This is a genomic window from Erysipelothrix enhydrae (assembly GCF_035066605.1).
Lineage (GTDB): Bacteria > Bacillota_I > Bacilli_A > Erysipelotrichales > Erysipelotrichaceae > Erysipelothrix > Erysipelothrix amsterdamensis.
This window is the reverse complement of record NZ_CP125807.1, coordinates 395871-418136: the sequence shown is the minus strand read 5'-3', so window position 1 is coordinate 418136 and position 22266 is coordinate 395871. Positions and strand designations below refer to the sequence as shown.

The 22266-nt window shown below is 33.2% G+C and carries 18 protein-coding genes; 16 read left to right on the top strand and 2 right to left on the bottom strand.

All coding sequences use genetic code 11. The annotated features are described in order from the left end of the window. Nucleotides 1–21: 21 nt before the first annotated feature. Nucleotides 22–1335, bottom strand: a complete 1314-nt coding sequence (locus LLS04_RS02120; protein ID WP_323611673.1) for a hypothetical protein — start codon at nt 1333–1335, stop codon at nt 22–24. 166 nt (nt 1336–1501) lie between these two features. On the opposite strand from LLS04_RS02120, the gene LLS04_RS02115 reads away from it, so the two are divergent. Continuing rightward, a complete protein-coding gene (locus LLS04_RS02115) occupies nt 1502–2974 on the top strand; it encodes a helix-turn-helix domain-containing protein (RefSeq protein WP_323611672.1) in 1473 nt (490 codons plus the stop codon). A 22-nt stretch (nt 2975–2996) separates the two neighbouring features. Here the strand turns inward: LLS04_RS02115 and LLS04_RS02110 are convergent, their stop codons facing one another. Next, entirely contained in the window at nt 2997–3554 is a 558-nt protein-coding gene (locus LLS04_RS02110) for a TetR/AcrR family transcriptional regulator (RefSeq protein WP_323611671.1), read from the bottom strand. Nucleotides 3555–3672: 118 nt separating this feature from the next. Between LLS04_RS02110 and LLS04_RS02105 the strand changes: the two genes are divergently transcribed. The 15 genes from LLS04_RS02105 (at nt 3673) to LLS04_RS02035 (ending at nt 22262) form a co-directional block, all read left to right on the top strand. Further along, nucleotides 3673–4695 carry an ABC transporter permease gene (locus LLS04_RS02105; protein WP_323611669.1) on the top strand — a complete coding sequence of 341 codons (1023 nt, stop codon included), beginning with the start codon at nt 3673–3675 and terminating at the stop codon, nt 4693–4695. A 10-nt stretch (nt 4696–4705) separates the two neighbouring features. Next, nucleotides 4706–5368 carry an ABC transporter ATP-binding protein gene (locus tag LLS04_RS02100; protein WP_323611668.1) on the top strand — a complete coding sequence of 221 codons (663 nt, stop codon included), beginning with the start codon at nt 4706–4708 and terminating at the stop codon, nt 5366–5368. A gap of 140 nt (nt 5369–5508) precedes the next feature. Beyond that, nucleotides 5509–8550, top strand: a complete 3042-nt coding sequence (locus tag LLS04_RS02095) for a peptidase (RefSeq protein ID WP_323611666.1) — start codon at nt 5509–5511, stop codon at nt 8548–8550. Nucleotides 8551–8704: 154 nt separating this feature from the next. Continuing rightward, nucleotides 8705–9730 (top strand): acyltransferase, encoded by a 1026-nt coding sequence (locus tag LLS04_RS02090; protein WP_275142743.1) that lies wholly within the window; start codon nt 8705–8707, stop codon nt 9728–9730. Between the two features lie 26 nt (nt 9731–9756). Further along, nucleotides 9757–10074 carry a hypothetical protein gene (locus LLS04_RS02085; protein ID WP_123171041.1) on the top strand — a complete coding sequence of 106 codons (318 nt, stop codon included), beginning with the start codon at nt 9757–9759 and terminating at the stop codon, nt 10072–10074. A gap of 83 nt (nt 10075–10157) precedes the next feature. Further along, nucleotides 10158–10979 carry a helix-turn-helix domain-containing protein gene (locus LLS04_RS02080; RefSeq protein ID WP_323611665.1) on the top strand — a complete coding sequence of 274 codons (822 nt, stop codon included), beginning with the start codon at nt 10158–10160 and terminating at the stop codon, nt 10977–10979. 193 nt (nt 10980–11172) lie between these two features. Further along, a complete protein-coding gene (locus LLS04_RS02075; protein ID WP_323611663.1) occupies nt 11173–12978 on the top strand; it encodes an EpsG family protein in 1806 nt (601 codons plus the stop codon). A gap of 41 nt (nt 12979–13019) precedes the next feature. Then, nucleotides 13020–14024, top strand: a complete 1005-nt coding sequence (locus LLS04_RS02070; protein ID WP_323611661.1) for a stealth family protein — start codon at nt 13020–13022, stop codon at nt 14022–14024. Between the two features lie 228 nt (nt 14025–14252). After that, nucleotides 14253–16100: a polysaccharide biosynthesis protein gene (locus LLS04_RS02065; protein WP_323611660.1), complete on the top strand. Its 1848-nt coding sequence runs from the start codon at nt 14253–14255 to the stop codon at nt 16098–16100. 11 nt (nt 16101–16111) lie between these two features. After that, nucleotides 16112–17236 (top strand): DegT/DnrJ/EryC1/StrS family aminotransferase, encoded by a 1125-nt coding sequence (locus LLS04_RS02060; protein WP_323611659.1) that lies wholly within the window; start codon nt 16112–16114, stop codon nt 17234–17236. A gap of 53 nt (nt 17237–17289) precedes the next feature. Then, on the top strand, nt 17290–17913 hold the full coding sequence (locus tag LLS04_RS02055; RefSeq protein ID WP_323611658.1) for a sugar transferase: 624 nt from the start codon (nt 17290–17292) through the stop codon (nt 17911–17913). Further along, nucleotides 17913–19121: a type III PLP-dependent enzyme domain-containing protein gene (locus LLS04_RS02050; protein ID WP_323611657.1), complete on the top strand. Its 1209-nt coding sequence runs from the start codon at nt 17913–17915 to the stop codon at nt 19119–19121. The genes LLS04_RS02055 and LLS04_RS02050 overlap by 1 nt, the downstream gene beginning before the upstream one ends. Continuing rightward, the gene (locus LLS04_RS02045; RefSeq protein WP_323611655.1) at nt 19108–20121 is read left to right on the top strand and encodes an NAD-dependent epimerase/dehydratase family protein; all 1014 of its coding nucleotides are present in this window, start codon (nt 19108–19110) and stop codon (nt 20119–20121) included. The genes LLS04_RS02050 and LLS04_RS02045 overlap by 14 nt, the downstream gene beginning before the upstream one ends. 37 nt (nt 20122–20158) lie before the next feature. Continuing rightward, nucleotides 20159–21136, top strand: coding sequence for an ATP-grasp domain-containing protein (locus tag LLS04_RS02040; RefSeq protein ID WP_323611654.1), 978 nt, complete (start codon nt 20159–20161; stop codon nt 21134–21136). Beyond that, nucleotides 21129–22262 carry a glycosyltransferase gene (locus LLS04_RS02035; RefSeq protein ID WP_323611653.1) on the top strand — a complete coding sequence of 378 codons (1134 nt, stop codon included), beginning with the start codon at nt 21129–21131 and terminating at the stop codon, nt 22260–22262. Before LLS04_RS02040 ends, LLS04_RS02035 begins: the two co-directional genes overlap by 8 nt. Nucleotides 22263–22266: the final 4 nt, after the last annotated feature.

Sequence of the window (22266 nt, the reverse complement as noted above, 5' to 3'; positions counted from 1 at the left end):
AGTACCCAGTCTCTTTTTTTTTTATGCTGCCACAATATCAATTTTACGATAGATAGCATTATAGATCTCGGTAAAGTCATATTGACCCAGTAAGTCCGAAACAGTGATTAACTCATCAAAATTATGAAACTGACTGACATAAGCCGTAGAAGTAGTAATAACGATATCGTAATGGTCATAAGGATTGTAGATTTGTAGGTTTTGAACTGTAAAGTGTTTACGAATGCCAAGGACAAGGGAGCGGTTATGGTTAATCCCCAAATCACTATATACACCAATTTTTAGAATTGGGTACTTCCGTAAATCGTGAACATGAGAATAGAGTTCAAACATGATTTCACCGGCATACTCACTTACATCGATCTTAAACCGAGTTTTGAAATTGAGTAAGTACTGTTCATAGATTTCTGCGAAGTAAGGATTTTTTTTTCTAAATTTGGAATAGAATAAATCAAAACGGTTTGAAAAGCGATCAATTTTTTCAGGGAAAAGATAAGCCTTGATAACAATAATTGTGTATAAATCAAGCAATTCTTTTAGCTTGATTTTACTTAGAATAAATCCATTCTTTTTAAGGAATTTTGTAATGTGAGCATCAAAATATTCCCGTGTTTCTTCTAAGAAATTTGAGATCATCAACACTTCTAGTGCTGTTTGAAAATCATGGGATAAACGGTCCATTGAATAGAACTTTTGATTAATACGTAGATTACAAACATTCAATGCACATTGAAGGATCTCTGTCGAATGTGTTGATAGGAAAATATCTGCTTCATGAAACTGATTCCAAAACTTAGCATCGATAAAATTTTCAATTTTGGGTATGACATCCGGCATATTCATAATGATTAATATTTCCGCAATCAAGAAACAAAACGTCAACGAGTTATAGGTAACAAGAGCATACTTACGTGTTTTCGGATCATAGAAGATTTGACTGTTATAAACGGTAAGGTACATATTAATTTCGGAAATTTGTTTTCGGATGTAGGACTCGCTGTATTGAAGCGAATCGACCAAATCATAAAGTGTACAATAAGGATTTAGAAATATATGAATGAGGAGGTTCATCGAAAATTCAGATTGAAGTAAGTCTGTCTTAAAATCAATTAAATCGCACATCGCATAGTTACGCATGGTAATTTGAGTTTTATCAGTCGTGAGTTCAAGGTAAGAGCCCCATTCCTTAATTAAAAAATCAATATCATCGTATACAGTTGTACGACTGCATTGATTAAACGTTTGAATCTCAGAGATGTAGATCGATTTCGAATAGGTTAAAGCCTCCATAATTAGCAACAAACGTTGTGTTTTATAACTTACGAGTTGTTTCAAAGGAATACCTCCCATTATTAATCGTATTATAGCACAGTTTAAGGGAATGTGATTTATAAGGAACATGAAGATTGTGTGGAATATGTAAATAAATATGAGTGCATATCATTAAAATAATAATGAAATTTGAAGGTATAATTGTAACGAAATGTTTGTGGAGGGGAATATGCTTAAATTACTAAATACTACAGATCGTAATCATTATCGAGTTATTATGTATTTAAACAGTGATGCAAGACCACATGTCTCGATTGCGGACTTGTCTAAGGAGTGTCGTTGTTCTGAAAAAGCAATCTATAACTATATCGATCAGATTACTCAAGAATGGCATTCAGAACTTAAAATACATAATCTTAATGGAAGATACTTTGTAGATCATTATAATCAAAAGTTAAACGATAAAATATTGCGGACTTATTTATTAAGATCCACAGCAATTGCTCTATTTATAGATATTATATTGCATCCTCATACTTCAAATGAACATAGAATGGAACAATTTTTTATCAGTGAATCAACATACTTTCGAGCATTACGATCGATTAACGAAGAATTTAAATCTAACGCGATACAGATTCAACGAAATGGTTCCGATCCAGTAAGCATTGTGTCTGACCAAGAACATTACATTCGTAAGTTTGTAACATGTATGGTTTTGGAACTGTATGGATCCGGGCCTTTGGATACAATATTAAAAATGAATACTGCGGCGTGTATGCATCTCATTCAAAAAGTTTTTGAAGAACGAGGAAGCTATTACGATAGTTTGACCTTACTGTTTAGTGTGACATTGTTTGCAGTGTCGGAATTAAGGGAACGTCAAGGATTCCACAGTAACCTTTGTATCATGGAGAAAACATCAGTAAATAATGCTTGCTTTGACTCGATTTTTGAGGGATATCGTCCCTTTGATACACAAGTATGTATTCATAGTCTTTCTGAAGTATTGTATTACCACACACCCGTATTAGAGCCAATTATTACTAACGCTTATACGAAAAAAATATTGGATTATGTCATGGAAGCAACGAATAAAAAACTATCACTAAAATCTCAAACCTTTATAAAAACAACGCATCAAACACTTTTAAACAATTATGTCTTGTACCCCTTTAAGACATCTCTATTTATCGATCGGGTCGCAGGGTTTATGGATGGAATGAATTCTGAACGACCTTGGTTACAGAAGCAATTCTTATGTGCGTTTGATAAGGTAAAGCCGATTATCCAACTTGACCCCAATTTGTACTTAAATGATCCGCTTTACTGGACCATCATGAACTGTCCTGAAATTCTCGACTCTAAATTCCAACAGATTTCGGTGTTATGTTATTCGGATTTAGGTGTTCAGCACGCTCATTATATTTATACTGACCTCGTACGTAGATTCCAACTGAACGAAAGAGATTTTACGGTTGTATGCAGCGGTATTAATGAGATTCCTCAAGAACACTACGATTTAGTCATCGGAAATACGGATATTGCACAATACTCTAATGTAATTCTTGTCGATGATTATCCGACTCAAAATCAATATTTAAAGATCCTTGAAGCACTGTATCATCTTCATCGAACTTTCAATATGGACGAGAATCAGAATTTAGAACCCGTTCATTCACAAGAAAACCACTCTGTTTGAAACAAAGTGGTTTTCTTTTTGCTTATAGATCTGAGACACCTCTAACGAAAATATCAATCATTTCACTCAAGTTGCGAGCGTCATCTTTATCGAGCTTTGGTTTGATATATACAGAAAGAATTCTCAAAAATTGAAGGGAAGTTTGTTGGAGGCTTAAGTCTTTTCGAAGTGAATTCGAATGAATCTCGAAAACATAATAGAACGGATCAAAGTAATTTTGTTTCCAAACATGGTAAAGTTCCGTTTTTAAATCGTGAGACTTTAGTGTGTCCATGTCTTGCATTAACATATTGAAATTCATCGGATGTTTTTCTTGTATGAACTGACTCATTAATTTGAGATGTTGATTTAAATCTAGAGAAGGTTGCTTTGCGATTGTGTCCAAATCTTGACCGATTTCGGTAGCAAAAGCGAGAAGCACTTCATAGTAGAGCGCTTCTTTATTTTTAAAATAATGATAAACAGCTGGCTGAGTAATCTTTAATTCACGAGCAATTTCCCGCGTAGATGTTTTATCGTAGCCATAATTCATGAAGTGCCAATGTGCAATCTCAAGAATACGTGTTCGAATTGATTTCATATAATCACCTTTATATCATTAAACCAAAAAAAAACTTAGAGTTCAATGTTAAAGCAAAACACTTATCATGTGATAAGCATTTTGTTAGAATGTACTTATCACATGATAAGGAGACATTATGTATTTAGCGATTAAAGAAATTAAAAAAGAAAAAGGACGTTTCGCGATGATTGTTTTAGTTATGGCTTTTATTGCGTATTTAGTATTTTTTCTGTCAAGTCTTGCATACGGTTTAGCCTCGATTAATCGAACCGCGATTGACCACTGGGATTTTGACGAAATAACCCTACGCAGTGATGCCAACGAAAACATCCTTGCATCTTTTATAACACAACAAGATCTGGAGGCTTCAAATTCAAACGAAACGGATACAATGCGTATTCGAGGCGTATCATTTAAATTAGTCGATGAACCCATTGATGCAATATTAGTGGGTGCATCCAAAGAACGTTATCCAGAAATTGTTCGTCTAAAATCAGGACATTACCCTGAATCAAAGAACGAAGTTCTACTGAGTTATGACGTATTTAAATCAAATGATTATCAGCTTGGGGATACGCTTGCACTTACAAAGTATGGAACTTATGAGATTGTAGGCGTTACGGAATCTTCAAACTACAATACCCGACCGGTTCTATATACAAATTTGGAGGGTTCCCAACTTGGTAAGGATGATCCCGTTAGTCTCGTTATAGGTTCTAAAGTGGTTTCGGATGAATTTGTCAGTCTTACAAAATCTCAAGTAATTGATAATTTACCTGGTTATCAGGCACAAATCCTAACTTTTGGATTAATGATTGGATCGCTGTCCATTATCTCTGCTCTGATTATTGGAGTGTTTATGTACATTCTTACGATGCAGAAAAAACCAATCTTTGGAATCTTGAAGGTTCAAGGATTTAAGAATAAAACGATCATTCAATCCATCATTATTCAGACGTTTTTACTAACAATTGTTGGATTGGCATTGGGATTTGTTTTATCTGAAGTTACATGTATTTTTCTAAAAGGATTGGTTCCTGTTGCAACGTACTTACCACTGTCACTTGGCGTTACGTTAGCAATGGTTGCTTTTTCACTTTTTGGGTCATTATTTTCATCACGCATTATTTTGAAAATCGATCCCCTTAAATCATTGTAGGAGGTAAAATATGATTTATTTAGATGCAGTTACGAAGTCTTTTACGGATGGTAAGCAAACGGTTGAGGTATTACATCCTGTTTCATTACACATTGAACGTGGATCGTTTGTTGCGATTGTAGGTCCAAGTGGTTCGGGGAAATCAACACTTCTTACCATTATGGGAGCTTTACAAAAGCCAAGCTCTGGAAATATTACAATTGAAAATCAACAACTCTCAAATCTTAATGAGAAACAACAATCCACACTCCGTTTCAACACATTGGGTTTTATTCTTCAAACATCCAATTTAATCCCATTTTTCACAGTCTACGAGCATTTTGAATTTAAAATAAAGCAATCAAAAAATCATATCGCTTCAACCGCTATTGATGATCTACTAAAGTCTTTAGATATTTACGACATTAAAAATCAATATCCTGAAAGTTTGTCTGGAGGTGAGCGTCAACGTGTTGCGATCGGTCTTGCACTTATTTTAAACCCTACAATTATTCTTGCGGATGAACCGACTGCAAGTTTGGACACAGAACGTGCTTTTGATGTGATTAATCTGTTAAAAAAAGTTGCTAAAGAATATGATACATCCGTTATTATGGTTACTCATGACCTACGGATGATTGAAGATTGTGATGAGACATATCAGATGATTGATGGAACTCTAACACATCTTTAATCAGTCCAAAATGATTCATTTCTTAGTCTACAAATATGTAGACTTTTTTTCATAAGTCCAATTTATACAATGCAATTGTAAATTATGAACGCCATTAAATCGATGCTCCAATTATAATGATGAAACAAAGGAGTGTTATGATGAAAAAGAAATTGATGATTGCATTATCCAGTTTTTTATTACTTCTATCTATAGTTCCCTTAAGCGCTAATTTTGAAGCGTTTAATCTCGAAAGTCATGCTGCTATGACCTACGACACCTTTAACAGTGGTGAAAAAAACAGTATTGAGTTCAAGTTGAAGGCAACGGGTTCTCATACAACATTTACAAATCTAAGCATAGAGGTATCCAAGCCGGATTTTGTGGAAATGGACATAAACTCTATTAAAAATGCTTTAGGTGATGGATATCAGATAAATGTAACTAAGCAAAGCCTTGTAATCTCACGAAACGTCTTTGAATCGGGAACATACCTTGAAGTTCCTTTGATTTTTACGGTACCAAATGGTATTACGAAAACAACTGAAAATGTATCGTTTGATATCAAGGTATCAACCGATCAACGATCCAACCCAACGCTTAACTTAAATACAAAAGTTCAAGCGAGCAGTCCCTTAAAGATTACGAAAGGATACGACGGGTTAAAGAATCAAAAGTATCAAGGTTCTTTAGGATTAAGTCCTGGTATGGAGAGTGTTTGGGTTACTAAAGCACAAATTGATCGTCAACCTCAAGGACAACTTTTTATTAAAGAAGGAACCCAAATAAAAATCCAAGAAATTTACCATGAATCTTTAGAGTACAAAGGAATGATTGAAGGTCCAAGTCCTGATTCAGTCGATTTGGAGACGCGTACTTTAGTATGGTATTTTGATGCTCCAACGTACAATGAACAAGAACAATTCGATACAAGCCTATTCCAGAAAAATCTTAAAGTAAATTATCAAGCCAAACCTGGAACTTTGGATGCACCAGTAAAAGGTGTAGGGGTTACCTCGCAACTTGAGTTTGTGAATGTGGATGATGTGGTTCTTGAAGATAAAGGGTATGCGGAAACGACGCTATATCCATCGGAAAGCGAAACTCCAGAAGTTGATGGGAACTGGTATGTTCCTGGACACTTTAGTCCTATTGATCCATTTGGAAAACATTCAACTGATTTTGATGCCTTGAATAAGCGTCCAACGGTATACCCTTGGGCAACGTTAACGTACGCGCATCAAATGACAGCTCTAGAACACGGTGCAGATGGGCGTTATGCTGAATATAAATGGAACTACTATATTAATAAACATTTGCGTTTGGAGTCATTTAAAGCGCCAGGACGCTTCGATTATCGACCAACAACAGATTATGGAGATGCAACACCGTTGCACGAACAACCCATACTTCATGCTCATGTATATGATGAACAAAAACAACGCATCGCAACATTTAAAGATTTAAAACATGATCAGATTATAACTCGTAAAGAAATTTTAGAGAAAAATAATTTACCGGAGACAACGCAAATTGCGCACATCCAATATGATTTTGAGACAACAGTTCCCGGAATGATGATTGATGAACCACTTCCTCAAGAAAATAATGGTCTATCCCGCATGCCTACCTACACATTTACAATCAAAGACACATGGCGTGAAGATGCGAAAGAGAACATCACAGCTTTAAAAAATGAAATGGATATTGAAACTGCATTTACCTATGGAAGCAGCACTGCCTTCGTACGTGAACTTTATGATTTTAAAAACAATGCAGAAAATGATTACACAATCACATTCCCAGATGGACGTGTGAATGCATGGTTTGAAGGATTTCATTTCCTCGCTGCACCGCGCTGGGCTAATGTAACTGAGAATCAGGAAGCATATCACCCAACGGTAACCAACAGTATTGAGTTACTCGATCAATATAAAGGTCAAATCTATAAAGGATCAAATAAACTCAAGGTTCAAATAGTGAATGAACCATCATCCGTAGGTGCGGTGAAGGATAATGTTCATTCAATTATTTATGTACCAAAGAGTGTGCACTTTAAAGATCTTAGTCCACATGGAAATATTAAATCAATTGAACGTCTCAACCAAAGTGCAGGAAATCACGATGTTTATCATGTTACATGGAATCTTGAATACCTTGCACCCTATGAATCGACAAACCAAATCTTTGATGTGGATATCACAGGTGAGTTGCAAGATCTTAATCTGAAAATATTTACATTACTTGAAGCAAATGATACATTTGAAACCCTTGCGGTCACCAATCCTACAATCCAAGACACGCTTATCATTGACTATGATCGCCACACAACACAAAGTCTCTTTGAATCTAAAAAGATGCTTCAAAGTCAAAATCATTATCAGATGATTTCGGATTATCAACTCGAAATCAAAAAATGGGTCAAAAATGCACAGGACACATTCTACGATACTCAAGCTCATATTGAATTGGATGATAAAATTGATTATAAACTTCACCTTACAAATCGTACGGGGAAAGTGATTAATCAATTTGTGTTAATGGACATTCTTCCAAGTATTGGTGATCGTGGAATTACAGACTTTACACAGCGTAATAGTGAATTTGATGTAAGTTTAAATGGTCCGATAGGTGTTGATGAAACGCTATTTAATGTGTTTTATAGTACGACTTCCAGTCCAAGTCGTCAGGATTTAAATGATGTCCTTACAACTGAAGGATTTGATGTTATTGAGGACCATGATACATCGAATCCAAATTGGGTGCTGGCAGAAAATGTAACGGATTGGAGTACAATTCAAAGTTTTAAGATTGAATTAAAGGATCAACAACAACTTTCAGAACTTCAGGATTTTGAATTTGTTTTCCAATCTAAAATTACCAATCCCGATGTGGTTGCTCGTAAATTAGAAAGTACACCAAATCTTACTGCATGGAATTCATTTGCAGTCGCAATCAATGGTAACCCTGCCATTGAACCGTTAAAGGTTGCGGTTCGAACTGGCACCACAATACCCGAAGACAAGCCAAATGAACCCTATGAAGAAGATCCAAAGGAAACACCTAAAGAAACGCCTAAAGAGTCAGATAAACCAACTCCAACACTACCAAACACAGGAATTGCATCGTCAAAAATGCCCTACCTAGCAATTGGGTTAGGAAGTCTCTTTGTATTTAAAGGATATAAGAAGCGACGAAAATAAATAAACAGAAATAAAAACAAACAGTTTTAAACTGTTTGTTTTTATTTTTAGTTACATGATAGAATAGAAATATAGTTTAAGTTTATATCAAAGTAGAAGTATGGCTAAATAGTTTTAGATTATTTAACTATATCTCTAATAAAAGGGGATAAGAATGAAGAAGAGATCGTATGGATTGGATTTACTAAAAGTTTTTGCAGCTGCAATGGTAATTGCAGTTCATCATTTTAATACAATTGGATTTTATAATATAAAATACACTGGTGGAAAAACTATGTATCTTGCCACGTCAATCTACATTATTACTCTAACGTGTGTACCATTATTTCTTATATCGACGGGCTATTTACTTCAAGGTAGAAAAATAGAAAAAAAGCACTTCACGAAGATTTTATATTTTTTAATTGAAGTTGCACTAATTTATCTTTTAGGAATTTTAGTTTCTTTATTAATGAATGATAATTTCACCCTCTTAAATTGGGCAAAAACTTGGATAAAAAGTTTACTGAATCCTGCATACTATATTGGTCTATATTTTTCAATCTACTTAGTCTCTCCATTTTTGAACAGATTCTTTATCTCGCTTTCAGATAAAGAGAAGAATTTATTTATGATTGTGTTAATTGTTTGTATATCTTTGCCAATTGCTTTGAATAAAGTATTCCATATTAGTTTTTTCGATACAAGACCTTCCGCAATCTGGTCAGTCATGTATTATTTTGTGGGCTTGTATATATATCATTTTCAACCTCATATTAAGTATAAAAAACTTTTTTTAATATTAATTCTAAATTCAATTATCTATGGATTGATAATCAGCCACTATCGTGTTGGAAATACATATGAACATGTTATGGGATATTATCAAAATCCATTTGTACTTGTTAATGCTTATCTCATTACTGTTGGTTTGTATAATGTACAGATTAAAAATACTATTCTTAAAAAAGGCATATCACTCCTTTCATCATTAACGCTGTCATTTTACATACTTAGTGGATTGTATAGTGATAGAATAGCAATGACGTTCATTAATTTGAGAGGAACCTTATTGTTCGATATGTGGACAATAATCCCCAAAATATTCTTAAGTATTATTTTTTCGCTTCCGATTGGTTTAATTGTTTATTTCGCTATGAGAAGTTTTTCGAATCTATTTAAACAAAAAAGTATTAACTGATATAATAGAAAGAAGAGGAATGTTTAATGGAATATCTTTGGCCAATTACAGGTATTTGTTCTGTTGTGATCGTGCTCTTGAACCTCTTTAGAAGTTTAACGGGACGCATGAAACATTGGTATCTTTATTATTCTTTATCGTTTATAGTTCCAATCATGTTTTTATTGAGCGAATATTATCTTATCGTACGCTTGGTCAATCACAATGATTTTGGTACAATTGGAGATATAGCACCAACAATGTTCACGATTATTATGGGTTGTTGTCTGGTGGCATTTATCCTTAACGGCATTTCGTTATATTTTTATGTCAAACACTATAATTTAAGAGAAAGCTACTCATAAGTAGTTTTTTCTTTGCCGCAACCAAACGGTTCTAGGCTAAAAAATGAGGTTATGCTAGGATTTGGATAGAAGGAGTGGTGATCATGATAATAAACCAACAAATTAAATTTTATCGCACAGAACAAAAAATGAGTCAGGATATGTTGGCGGAGAAGCTGAACATTTCACGTCAATCAATTTCTAAATGGGAACGTGGTGAAAGTCTACCTTCCATCGATAACCTCATTCGCTTGAGTGAAATACTAGGTATTCCCTTAGACGATTTGGTGAAAGGAAAAGATAGCTTTCCAATACCCTTTAGCTTCGGTCAAAACACATCGAAAATCTTTTTCACAGTGTTTGTCCTCTTGACAGCACTTATATGTTTTGTGACTTACGCCATCAAACCGAATCTCATAGTCCTGTTTCTTGCTTTTGGGTATTGTTATGGGATGGTAAGTTTAATAGGATTTCGTAATTTCAAAGATTACTATGATTACTTTGTAGTTTGGCACCAAGGCATCGAGGTGTACACGGGAACGAAGTTCAAACTAACAGCTACATTGTTAAGTTTCATGGGTAAACGTAAAACCAAACAAATCCCTTATGATTCAATTGAGTCACTCGAAATCTATTTTAATAATGAAGGATATGATCCTGGCACGCATGAAGGTTTAAATTATCGAAGAAGACAGACCGTTGTCGGTAGAGAAGTGTTTAATCTAATTCTTACAACCAAAGATCAAGAAAACTATACCTTAAATCTTGACCGTCTATTTTATCCACAAAGTGATGAATATAAATACTTTTCCGCAATCATGAGTTTTTTTGAAAAACATGAAATAAAGATTGAGGATGCTTATGGAATTCTGACGGCAATCTCTGATGAATATGACCTAATTGAAGCTGCGTATCGAAAACGATAATAGGTTTTAGCCTCACGCCAAGTATTTGCCAGAAACGTAAAATTCAAATCGTAGATACTATAAAAGTATTGCCTTTAATAATATGGTATTATAATATTGGTATTTAACGAGAATACAAATATGTATTTTTAATAATGATTTAAATCATTACCAAATATTAATGTAGTAGTTTAATGAATGTGAGGAGCTTATTGTGTATTATTTTAGTTTTATTTACTTATGTGCATTTTTATACTTTGGGAAACATTTAGACTCAAAGAAAAAATTCATCGTAGCTGCACTACCGTTTATCTTAATTATCTTTTTAAGGTTTGGTGTAGGGGCAGATTATTTTTCATATCAAACGATTTACGAGTCTATTGATCCTCACCGGATTAATGAGTCTTTCGCAAGCCTACCTAAAATTGAAACTTTGTTTAAGGTACTAATGCTTGGTGGTCGTGCAGTGGGTATGAATTATCATATTTTTTCAGGATTACTATGTACGGCAATTCTACTTGTAGCATTATTTTGGATTAAGGACAGTTCTGATAATTTTGAGATGGCAACGTTACTCTACTTCTCAACATTTTTCTTATACTGGAATTTGGGTGCGTTAAGACAAGTTATTGTTATTGTTGGATCAATGTATGTTTACTTTAACCGTGATCGAGATTTCGATTGGAAAATCAAAGGTTTGACCACGTTTATCTTGTTCTTAATTCATGGAACTGCACTAATAGTTCCAATAATATTCATTGCCACTAAATTCAAATGGAATTTCAAAATTTTTGCTATAATATTCGTATTATTTCCTTTGACACGACTTATATACACACCGGCATTTTTTTCAGTTTTTGAAAATGTACCAGTCTTGTCAAAATTTCTCCTATACTCCGATGCAGAAAATATAAAAGTTCTAAGTGTACCTTTTTTATTGAGATTCGCAATTTTTTCGGTTACACTTTTGCATTACAATAAATTAACTAATAAATACTCAAAACAAAAAAATCTTATCGATTTTGTGTTGTTGAATATGTTGCTTTACTTCTATCTTCCATTCTCAAAAGTTTTAGGGACTCGAGTTACCGTTTTTGGTTATTATGCATCAATAATTATTTTACCGATGATTCTAAGTTTGTATGAAGATAAAAAACTATATAAATTAGCATTTATCATTTTATTATGTTTTAACGGTACTCAGTTTTATAATGAGTTAACAAAACAGGTAAAGCGCACTGGATATGAGTTTACAGCAACTCGATTAAATTTCGAGACTATTTTCCAAAAAAATTATGCTAGTTTTAATAACATGTACGCATTTGAAGTTCAAAATAGTGAATTAGTTAAAGCCCAAGTTAAAGATTATCAACAAAATAAGATGCGCACTGTTTACGCCCAAGAAGCGCTATATGATCCAAATCTAGTTCATTTATCTGTGAAGTTCCCAGATAGCGAAAAAGTTAAAAAAGGTGAAGACTTCTTAACTTATGGTATCGTGAATGAAAAAGGACAAATTGTTGAATTACCGACTGCCAAGAGCCGATTCAAGATATATGGACCGTTTGTTGAAGAAACGATTGGTGAAAGGACCTTTACAAGTAAATTGTATCGTAAGATAGGCAATCCACTAGTAGTTGATTTTGATTTGGTCAAACCTGAAATTGAAAGTAGATTTTCAGATAATTTGAAAAGGGAATCTAAGCATTTCCCAATGACAATTGTGCATAAACATAAATTTACAGATTACAAACAACTTGAGGCATACAATAAAAATACGATTTGGAGAGGTGCTACTTACAAAGATTTACTCTTTAATGATCGATCATATTTTATGATTCAAACTCAATTTTCAAATTATTTTTCAATTGTAGATGAAAATGGATCAATTCTTACAGACAAATTCTACTCTTCCATCAGTCCGTTTGACGCTGATGGTATAGCGGTTGCCACGACTAAGTACTCTCGGGAGTTCTTAGATTACGATGGGAATGTAATTTGGATGGAGTTATATGAGTAGATATTTGGTGATGATACTTGATCATAAGGAGGTATATCCACATGACTAATACTAAAATTGACTTTGTAGTACCATGGGTTGATGGGAATGACAGTGAATGGCTCAGGGATCGTATGAAGTTAGAAGGAAAAGATGAACAACCTGTAATAAATGACTATCGTGATTGGGATATTTTTAAGTACTGGTTCAGAGCTGTTGAAACTTACACCCCTTGGGTTAACAACATCTATTTTATTACTTATGGCCATCTCCCTGATTTTTTAAACACGGATCATCCAAAATTGAAAATAATACGTCATGAGGATTACATCCCTAAAGAGTATCTACCAACATTTTCATCGCATGTTATTGAATTAAACTTACATCGCATTGAAGGTCTAAGTGAGCATTTTGTCTATTTCAATGATGATACATTTATTAATAGGCCTATGAGTCCAAAAGATTTTTTTATTAATGGTCTTCCTTGTGATACGGCAGTCATCAATCCAATAGTCCCTGCGCGTTATGATACGATCTCGAATATCATGATTAATGATATCGGTATAATCAATCAAAATTTCAATAAACGACAAGTGATTAAAAAAAATCCATTGAAATGGTATAACTATCGTTATGGTGTGCTTAACGCGTTAAACCTCATATTTACACCATGGTCACGGTTTCCAGGACTGTATCAGCAGCATTTGCCTACTTCATTTTTAAAGTCTACATTTGAGACAATTTGGGAAAAAGAATACGATGTATTACATCAAACATGTTTACATCAAATACGTGACTACAAATATGATGTCAATCAATGGGTCATCAAAGAATGGCAAATGTGTGAGGGTAATTTCATGCCAAGAAGCCATAAAATTGGCGATCGTTTCCTTATTGATAGCATTGAAGAGGCTGAAAAAGGTGCACAGGCCTTAAAGTCAAAGAAATATAAGATGGTGTGTCTTAATGATCATTATGATGGAGAAAATCTTGACGAAATCATTAATAAACTAACAAATGCTTTTGAAATGAAACTATCCGACATAAGTGATTATGAGAAAAATTAATAGATAATAATCTAAACAGAGATGAGTTTGTAGTTGATTCCAGAACTCATCTTTTTCTTTGACTAATTCATAGAATTATTAACTCTATAAAGGCCTATTGTGTTATATTGGTGATAATTAAGAAAAGTAATGTCACATTGATAAAACGATATTTATTGATATTATGTGATATAATATTTTCGTTGTATATACATATAAAAAGTAATAGGGGAAGGTTTGGGGAAATTCATGAAAAAGAATAAAGTTGTCATAGTGTTTTTTGATGTTCTGGTTTTAATTCTTTCGATTATTGGTGGCTTAGCAATACTGGATAATTCACATTATGCAATGGAATTATTGTATCAGCGAGTGGGACTCTTTGAGGTTGGATTAATTGCTTTAGTGTATCTTGTGTTTTATAAAGTGTTTTCACTGGATAAGATGGTATGGAGAAAGATATCTATTCACGAAACAATTCGTATTGGTATGGCAAATATCATGGCGTTTTTAACTTGCATGGTAATAATAATTATTCGTAATGACGAACTCATTGGAGTACGTGCTATGATTATTATTACAGGGTTAAATGTCTTATTACAACTTGCAGTACGTTTTGTTGTTCGTTACTATTACGACAAAAAAGAACGAGTCGCAATAAAAGGAAAAAAACTTCAGTCAATTCTGATTTATGGTGCTGGTAGTGCGGGTCAAATGATACTGAATGAAATAAGTCGCAACAATGAATATGGGTATAAAGTGATTGGTTTTATCGATGATAATCCAAATTTAAAAAATAGCATAATTTATTCCGTTCCAGTTCTTGGCTGTAATGATGATATCGAAAAAGTTGTGAAAAAACATGAAGTAGAATGTGTTTTCGTAGCGATGCCGTCTCAACCCTTAAATATTCAAAAAGAAATTATTAATAAGCTTGTGAAGATTGGAGTTGACGTGAAGACGGTAGAATCTGCTCAAAAGTTAATTCAAAATAAAAATTTAAAGAATAGTCTTCGCAAAATTGAAATTAGTGATTTACTTAATAGACCTGAAATTATAATTGATGATGTAGAAATTTTTAAAAATTTAGATGGCCAACGTGTTCTTATAACAGGAGCGGGTGGATCTATTGGTTCTGAGTTAGTGAGACAAGTGGTAAAATATTCTCCAAAATCTCTAACTTTAGTAGATATAAACGAAAATGGATTATACGATATTCAGCAAGAATTAAGAATCATGGAGCGTGAAGGAATTATTCCCAAAATTAATGTTTCAGCAATTATTACTTCAGTACGTGATCAAACTTCACTTGAAAAAGTATTCAAGAATACAAACCCTACAATAGTTTTTCATGCAGCTGCACATAAGCATGTTCCTCTAATGGAAGATGCTCCCGAAGAAGCAATCAAAAACAATATTTTCGGAACATTTAACGTTATTCAAACTTCTATAAAATACAAAGTTGAAAAAGTTATAAATATTTCTACGGATAAAGCGGTAAACCCTACCAATATTATGGGTGCAACGAAGCGATTTAATGAAATGATGTTACAGGCATTCGATAAATGTTCCAATACTAAATTTGTAGCGGTAAGATTTGGAAATGTGTTGGGATCAAATGGGTCGGTTGTTCCTCTATTTAGAAAACAAATCGAACAAGGTGGACCGGTAACTGTAACACATCCTGATATAATTCGTTACTTTATGACAATACCCGAAGCTGTGAGTTTGGTCTTACAAGCAGCCACATATGCTGACGGCGGAGAAATCTTCGTTTTAGATATGGGCGAACCTGTTAAAATTTTAAGCTTAGCAGAAAAAGTTATTGAGTTGAGTGGTTATGTACCATATAAAGATATTGAGATTAAGTTTACGGGACTTAGACCAGGTGAAAAACTTTATGAAGAGTTACTGATGGCGGAAGAGGGACTGCAAAAGACACCAAATGATTTAATACACATTGCAAATCCAATAAATTATGAAATTGAAGCTATAAAAAAATCACTGTTGACGCTAAAACAAGCTGTAGATGGCGAGATGGATGTTTATGATGCAATTAAAGAGACAGTTCCAACCTATAGTAATAATAAAGAGAACTAAAAGGGGTAAATATGACAAAAAGAATCTTACTAGCTTCTCCTCACATGAGTGAAGAAGGTTTTGAACAAGAATATATTAATGAAGCATTTGAGTCTAATTGGATTGCACCGTTAGGAACTAATGTTGATGGATTTGAACAAGATATTAAAGATTATACAAAAGCACCCGGAGCATTGGCGCTGAGCAGTGGAACTGCGGCAATCCATCTAGCACTGAAATTATCAAATATTAAACCAGGGGATAATGTTTTTTGCCAGTCACTAACCTTTGCGGCTACCGCAAATCCAATTATGTACGAAAAAGCAAATCCAATATTTATCGATAGTGAATATTTAACATGGAATATGAGTCCGGATGCTTTGAGACTTGCTTTTGAAAAGCATCCCGATACTAAGGTAGTTATCGTGGTACATCTATATGGTATTAATGCTCGCATGGATGAGATACGTCAGATTTGTGATGACAACAATGCAATCCTTATCGAAGATGCTGCTGAATCTCTTGGAAGTACATACAAAAATAAAGCTTCAGGTACAATCGGAGATTTTGGAATATATTCATTTAACGGAAATAAAATCATAACAACTTCAGGTGGAGGAATGCTCGTTTCATCAAACCAAAAAATGCTCGATAAAGCTCGTTTTTGGGCGACTCAGGCACGTGAACAAGCAAGACATTATGAACATAATGAAGTAGGTTATAATTACCGTTTAAGTAATGTATTAGCAGGAATTGGCAGAGGACAAATGTGTGTTTTAGATAAGCGTGTTGCTCGAAAAAAAGAAATTTTCAAAAAGTATAAAGAAAGTCTAGGACATTTAGATGGAATCACATTTATGCCAGAAAATGAATGGTCAGAGAATAATTATTGGTTGAGTTCAATGATTGTTAAGAATTCACACATCACAGCTTTAGATGTTATTGTCGCATTAGAGAATGAAAACATTGAATCAAGACCTGTTTGGAAACCAATGCATTTACAACCTGTTTTCTCAGAGTATGATTTTATCAGTGTTGATAATCATGATGTTTCTAAAGATTTATTTGAACATGGTGTCTGCTTACCAAGTGACACAAAAATGACAGATGAAGAACTTGAGCGTGTAATTAATATAATACATAACGTATTTCAATAAGTATAGGGGTCTATATTAACTTATTGAATACGTATAAAAGGAGCGGAATAATTGTGAATAAATTATATAGGAAATTTCTAAAGAGGTTATTAGATTTTGTTCTTTCTTTAGTTGGGATTATATTACTATCACCAGTTTTAGTAATTGTTAGTGTAGTTGGGGGAATATTTCTAAAAGGTAATCCATTTTTTCTACAAGAAAGACCTGGTAAGAACGGAAAAATATTCAAATTAATAAAATTTAGAACGATGAGCAATGAAAAAGATGATAACGGTAATTTACTACCTGCGGATGAAAGACTGATTCCTTATGGAAAGTTTTTAAGATCAACATCTATCGATGAATTACCCGAACTTTTTAACATACTAAAAGGAGATATGGCAATTGTTGGTCCACGTCCATTACTACCAAAGTATCTTCCGTTATACAATAGTGAACAAAAAAGAAGACATGATATTTTACCTGGATTGACAGGATATGCTCAAGTTCATGGACGAAATGATATTGATTGGAGTAAACGATTAGCATTGGATGTTTGGTACGTTGATAATTGTTCTTTTGTACTAGATTGTAAAATTTTTATTAAAACGGTACTTGTAATTTTTAAACGCGATGGAATTACATCAACAAACGCAGGACAAACATTTATGACGGAGTTTAAAGGAGACGAAAATTAGTGAATATTCAGACACCATATTTTTTGATCGATAAAGAAGAATTAGAAAAAAATGTAAATACTTTTTCTAATGCACTTCAGAAATATTGGCCGAATTCAATATTTAGCTATTCTGTAAAAACGAATTCGTTACCATGGGTTTTGGAATTTATGCATAGCAAAAAAATAAGAGCAGAGGTTGTATCAGACGAAGAATATCAATTGTCCAAACTTTGTGGTTTTTCAGATGATCAAATTGTATATAATGGTCCAATAAAAGGGAACGACCAATTAGAATCAGCTCTAAAAGGAAAAGCAATTATTAATATTGATTCAGAACAGGAACTAATGTACATTCTTGATAATTCTCATTTGGTATCAGACAATATTGGAGTAAGAGTTAATGTTCCTACTCATATTTTTAAAAAAGAAGATATTGGTTATGAGGAAGATGGTTTTAGATTTGGATTTTCAGATGAAACTGGTAGACTTGAAAAAGTCATTACTGATTTAAAAAAGGCTGGTATTTCTAAATTCGGATTACATTTCCATGTAAATAGTGTATCAAGAAGTAATGATGTATATGCGTCAATTTCAAAATATGCTAAGAATATAATCAATAAATATCAACTTGACCCTTCCTATATTGATATAGGTGGTGGTTTTTTTGGAGGATTACCAACTAAGCCAAGCGCAGAGAGTTATATAGCAACGATTCGTGAAGAACTTGAAGATATAGTTGATATTAACACTACGAAATTAATAATCGAGCCAGGATCAGCGATTATTGGGTCATGTGTTGAATTGTATTCATCAGTATTAGATCCGAAAGAAACACAAAACGTTGAAATTGTCACTACAGATGCGAGTCGATTACATATTGATCCATTATGGAAGAAGCAAAACTATTTTTACAGAATTAAAAAAATGGGAAATGAGTCGTTAAATTCTGGAAAGGATAAACTAATATGTGGTTATACGTGCATGGATCACGATCGAATAATGAAACTTGATAAGAAAGTTTCTATTGCCGCTGGTGATCAAATTGTATTTGAAAAAGTTGGGGCTTACTCAATTACATTAGGCGGACCGTTTATCAGATATTATCCTAAAGTTCTAGTAAAAGAAGAAAATGATTATTTAATCGTGCGTGATGAGATGAACGTCGGTGATTACTACTCTTTACACAGATCAAAAACATATAGGGGGATCAAAAATGACCAAAAATAATATTTTAGTTTTAGGAGCAACGGGTAATTTAGGTGCATACAGTGCAATCTCGTTAAAGAATAATGGTTTTAATGTTATTGCGGCAGGAAGAAGAAAGAGCGATAATGGATTTTATGAAGATCATGGTATTCCTTATTACTCAATCGATATAACACGTAAGGAAGATTTTGAACAATTGAATGATTTAGGAATTGATACTGTTGTACATCTTGCAGGAGAACTCCCTTCTCGATGTGCTTTTAATCCTGCATTACTTATAGAAACGATTACTGAAGGAACTTTAAATGTTTTAGAATTCATGAAAAACGTAGGGGCTAAAAAAATAATATTTCCAACTACACCTTATGATGTTTTTGCATATCATGAAAATGGCGAGCCGATGGATGCAGACCTTCCAAGATCATTTCCGCTAACAGGAGATCATAGTATTTATGCGATCGCTAAAAATGCGGCAGTTGATTTGATTGAACATTATCATCATGAAATAGGTATTCAACGATTTGTTCTTAGATTTTTTACAATCTATCAGTATCATCCTAATGCATATCATTATGTGGATATGAAGAAACAAATGATGCCCTATGGATCGTTAATTAAAAGAGCTCAAAATGGAGAAGAAATCACAATTTATGGTGATCCAACACGCGTCAAAGAAATGGTTTATATTAAAGACTTTACGCAGGTTATTGTGAAAGCATCAGAATCCTCTCTTGAAGGTGGTATTTATAATATTGGTAGTCCGAATCGTGTTTCACTTGAAGAAATGATTAGCGGAATCGTAGAAGTATTTTCTCCAGCAGATAATAAGTCGAAAATCTCAAATGACTTTGATAAACCGGATACTTTACAATCGATGCTTGATTATAGTAAAACAATAAATGATCTAGGATATGAACCTAAATATGATTATATTTCTATGCTTGAAGATTTTAAATCTGAAATGACCAACAATCCTTTTGAAAAATTATGGGGTAAACCAGAAGATTACGAAAATAATTAACGATTACGCATAAATAAATATGAAGAGAGGTAGTAAAATGAATTTACTTTTTTGTAGTGTGGGAAGACGTGGAGAATTAGTCAAAGATTTTAAACAAACAATGAAAAATCACGGGAATATTATCGCTACAGATTGTAGTGAATATGCACCAGCTATTTATTTAGCTGATAAATATTATATTACATCGAGAATCGATGATGAGAAATACATCTCAGAGTTAATTAACATTTGTAAGAAAGAAGATATTAAGGCTATTATGACATTTATAGATCCTGAAATTGAAATTCTTACTAAAAATAGAGAATTATTTAAAGAAATAGGCGTAGAAGTTTTACATCCCGAATACGAAACAGCAAAAATTTGTTTTGATAAATATAAATTTGCGAAACATCTTGAAGCGAACAGTATTTCTACAGTTAAAACTTATGGCGATATTGAAGAATTTTTAGAAAATAAAGATGGTGTTGATTTTCCTGTTTTCGTAAAACCAAGAACTGGTAGTGGTAGTGTTGGTGCTCGTAAAATAAATAATATTGATGAGCTTGAAGTTGCCTTCTCGGATGACAAGTCCCTAATTATTCAAGAATTAATGGACGAAGAAGATGTAGATGTAGATGTTTACGTTGATACTCATAGTCGAGAACTTGTGAGTTTCTTTTCAAAGCGTAAAATTGAAACGAGAATCGGTGGTGCAAGCAAAACAATTTCATTTATTGATAAAAACATAGAGCCATTACTTGAAAAATTAGTAAATTGTTTAGATTTTTATGGGCCGATGGATGTTGATTTATTCTATAAAAATGGCCAATATTTCATATCTGAAATTAATCCGCGTTTTGGTGGCGCATATTTACATGCTTATGGTGCCGGTGTGGATTTTGTAGAATTTATTATGAATAATCTCGAAGGAAAAGAGAACTCCAAATCTTTTTACCAATATGATGAAGGTGTTTTAATGATGATGTATGATAGTGTCGTCATTCAAAATACGAATGGAGCAGTAAAAAATGACTAAGTGTTTAATTGTTACTACAGTAGGTATCACAATCAAGACATTTTTAATTCCTCATATCGAATATTTACAGAATCTTGGTTACACTGTAGAAGTTGCATCAAATTTTGAAGGTATGGTTGATCAAGATTATAATCTTATAGATAATACAGGAGCTTTGTTGCACCAGATTGACTTCACACGTAGTGCGAAATCAATTCCGAGTCATATTAAAAGCTATAAGGAAATAGCTTCATTAATAAATTCTGGGAAATATAGTAAAATTTTTGTGCATACACCAATAGCCGCATTTTTAACTCGTAAAGCAGCGAATAAATCGGGTGCTGAAGTTACCTATTTCGCGCATGGTCTACAATTTTATAATGGAGCATCAAAGCTAAGTTGGCTAATTTTTGGTACTATGGAAAAACGTGCACTAAAGTGGACTAACAATGTTGTTACTATTAATCAGGAAGACTATGACTATTTTATGAATGTAAAACCGGAAAGTGTAAACCTTTATAAAATACCGGGTATAGGTCTTAGCAAGTCATTTATGATTAAGTTAGAACAAAATCAAGATTCACTTGATGAATCTTTTGGAATTCATGCTGATGATTTGTTAGTGCTAAGTATTGGTGAACTAAATGAAAATAAAAATCATATTTTAGCGATTAAGGCTATGAAAAACTTAATTGAGAAGAATAAGAAGGTCAAGTATATTATACTTGGTACTGGTGATCGTTTGAACGAATATCAGGAGTTTATTGCGGAAAACAATCTTGAAAATAATATCTTTTTTGGAGGATATCAAAGCAATGTGGTACCTTTCCTAGAACGTTCTGATTTATTTTTGAGCTGTTCGTATCGTGAAGGGCTTCCTGTTAGTGTTCTTGAGGCAATGGCAACAAAAAAACCAGTTCTTCTATCAAATATTCGCGGCCATGTTGATTTGATTAAGAATGATAAGTTTATTTATGATATAAAATCAATCAGTCCTGAGGGTTTGGCAAATCATATCGAAAATCTTATTTCAGATAAGCATGAGTTAGAAGAAGAAGGAATAAGAAATTATAATATGAGTTCACAATATCAATTAGATAATGTGTTTATAGCTTTAAATAATGTGTATTGCCAAAATGAAGATTGATTAA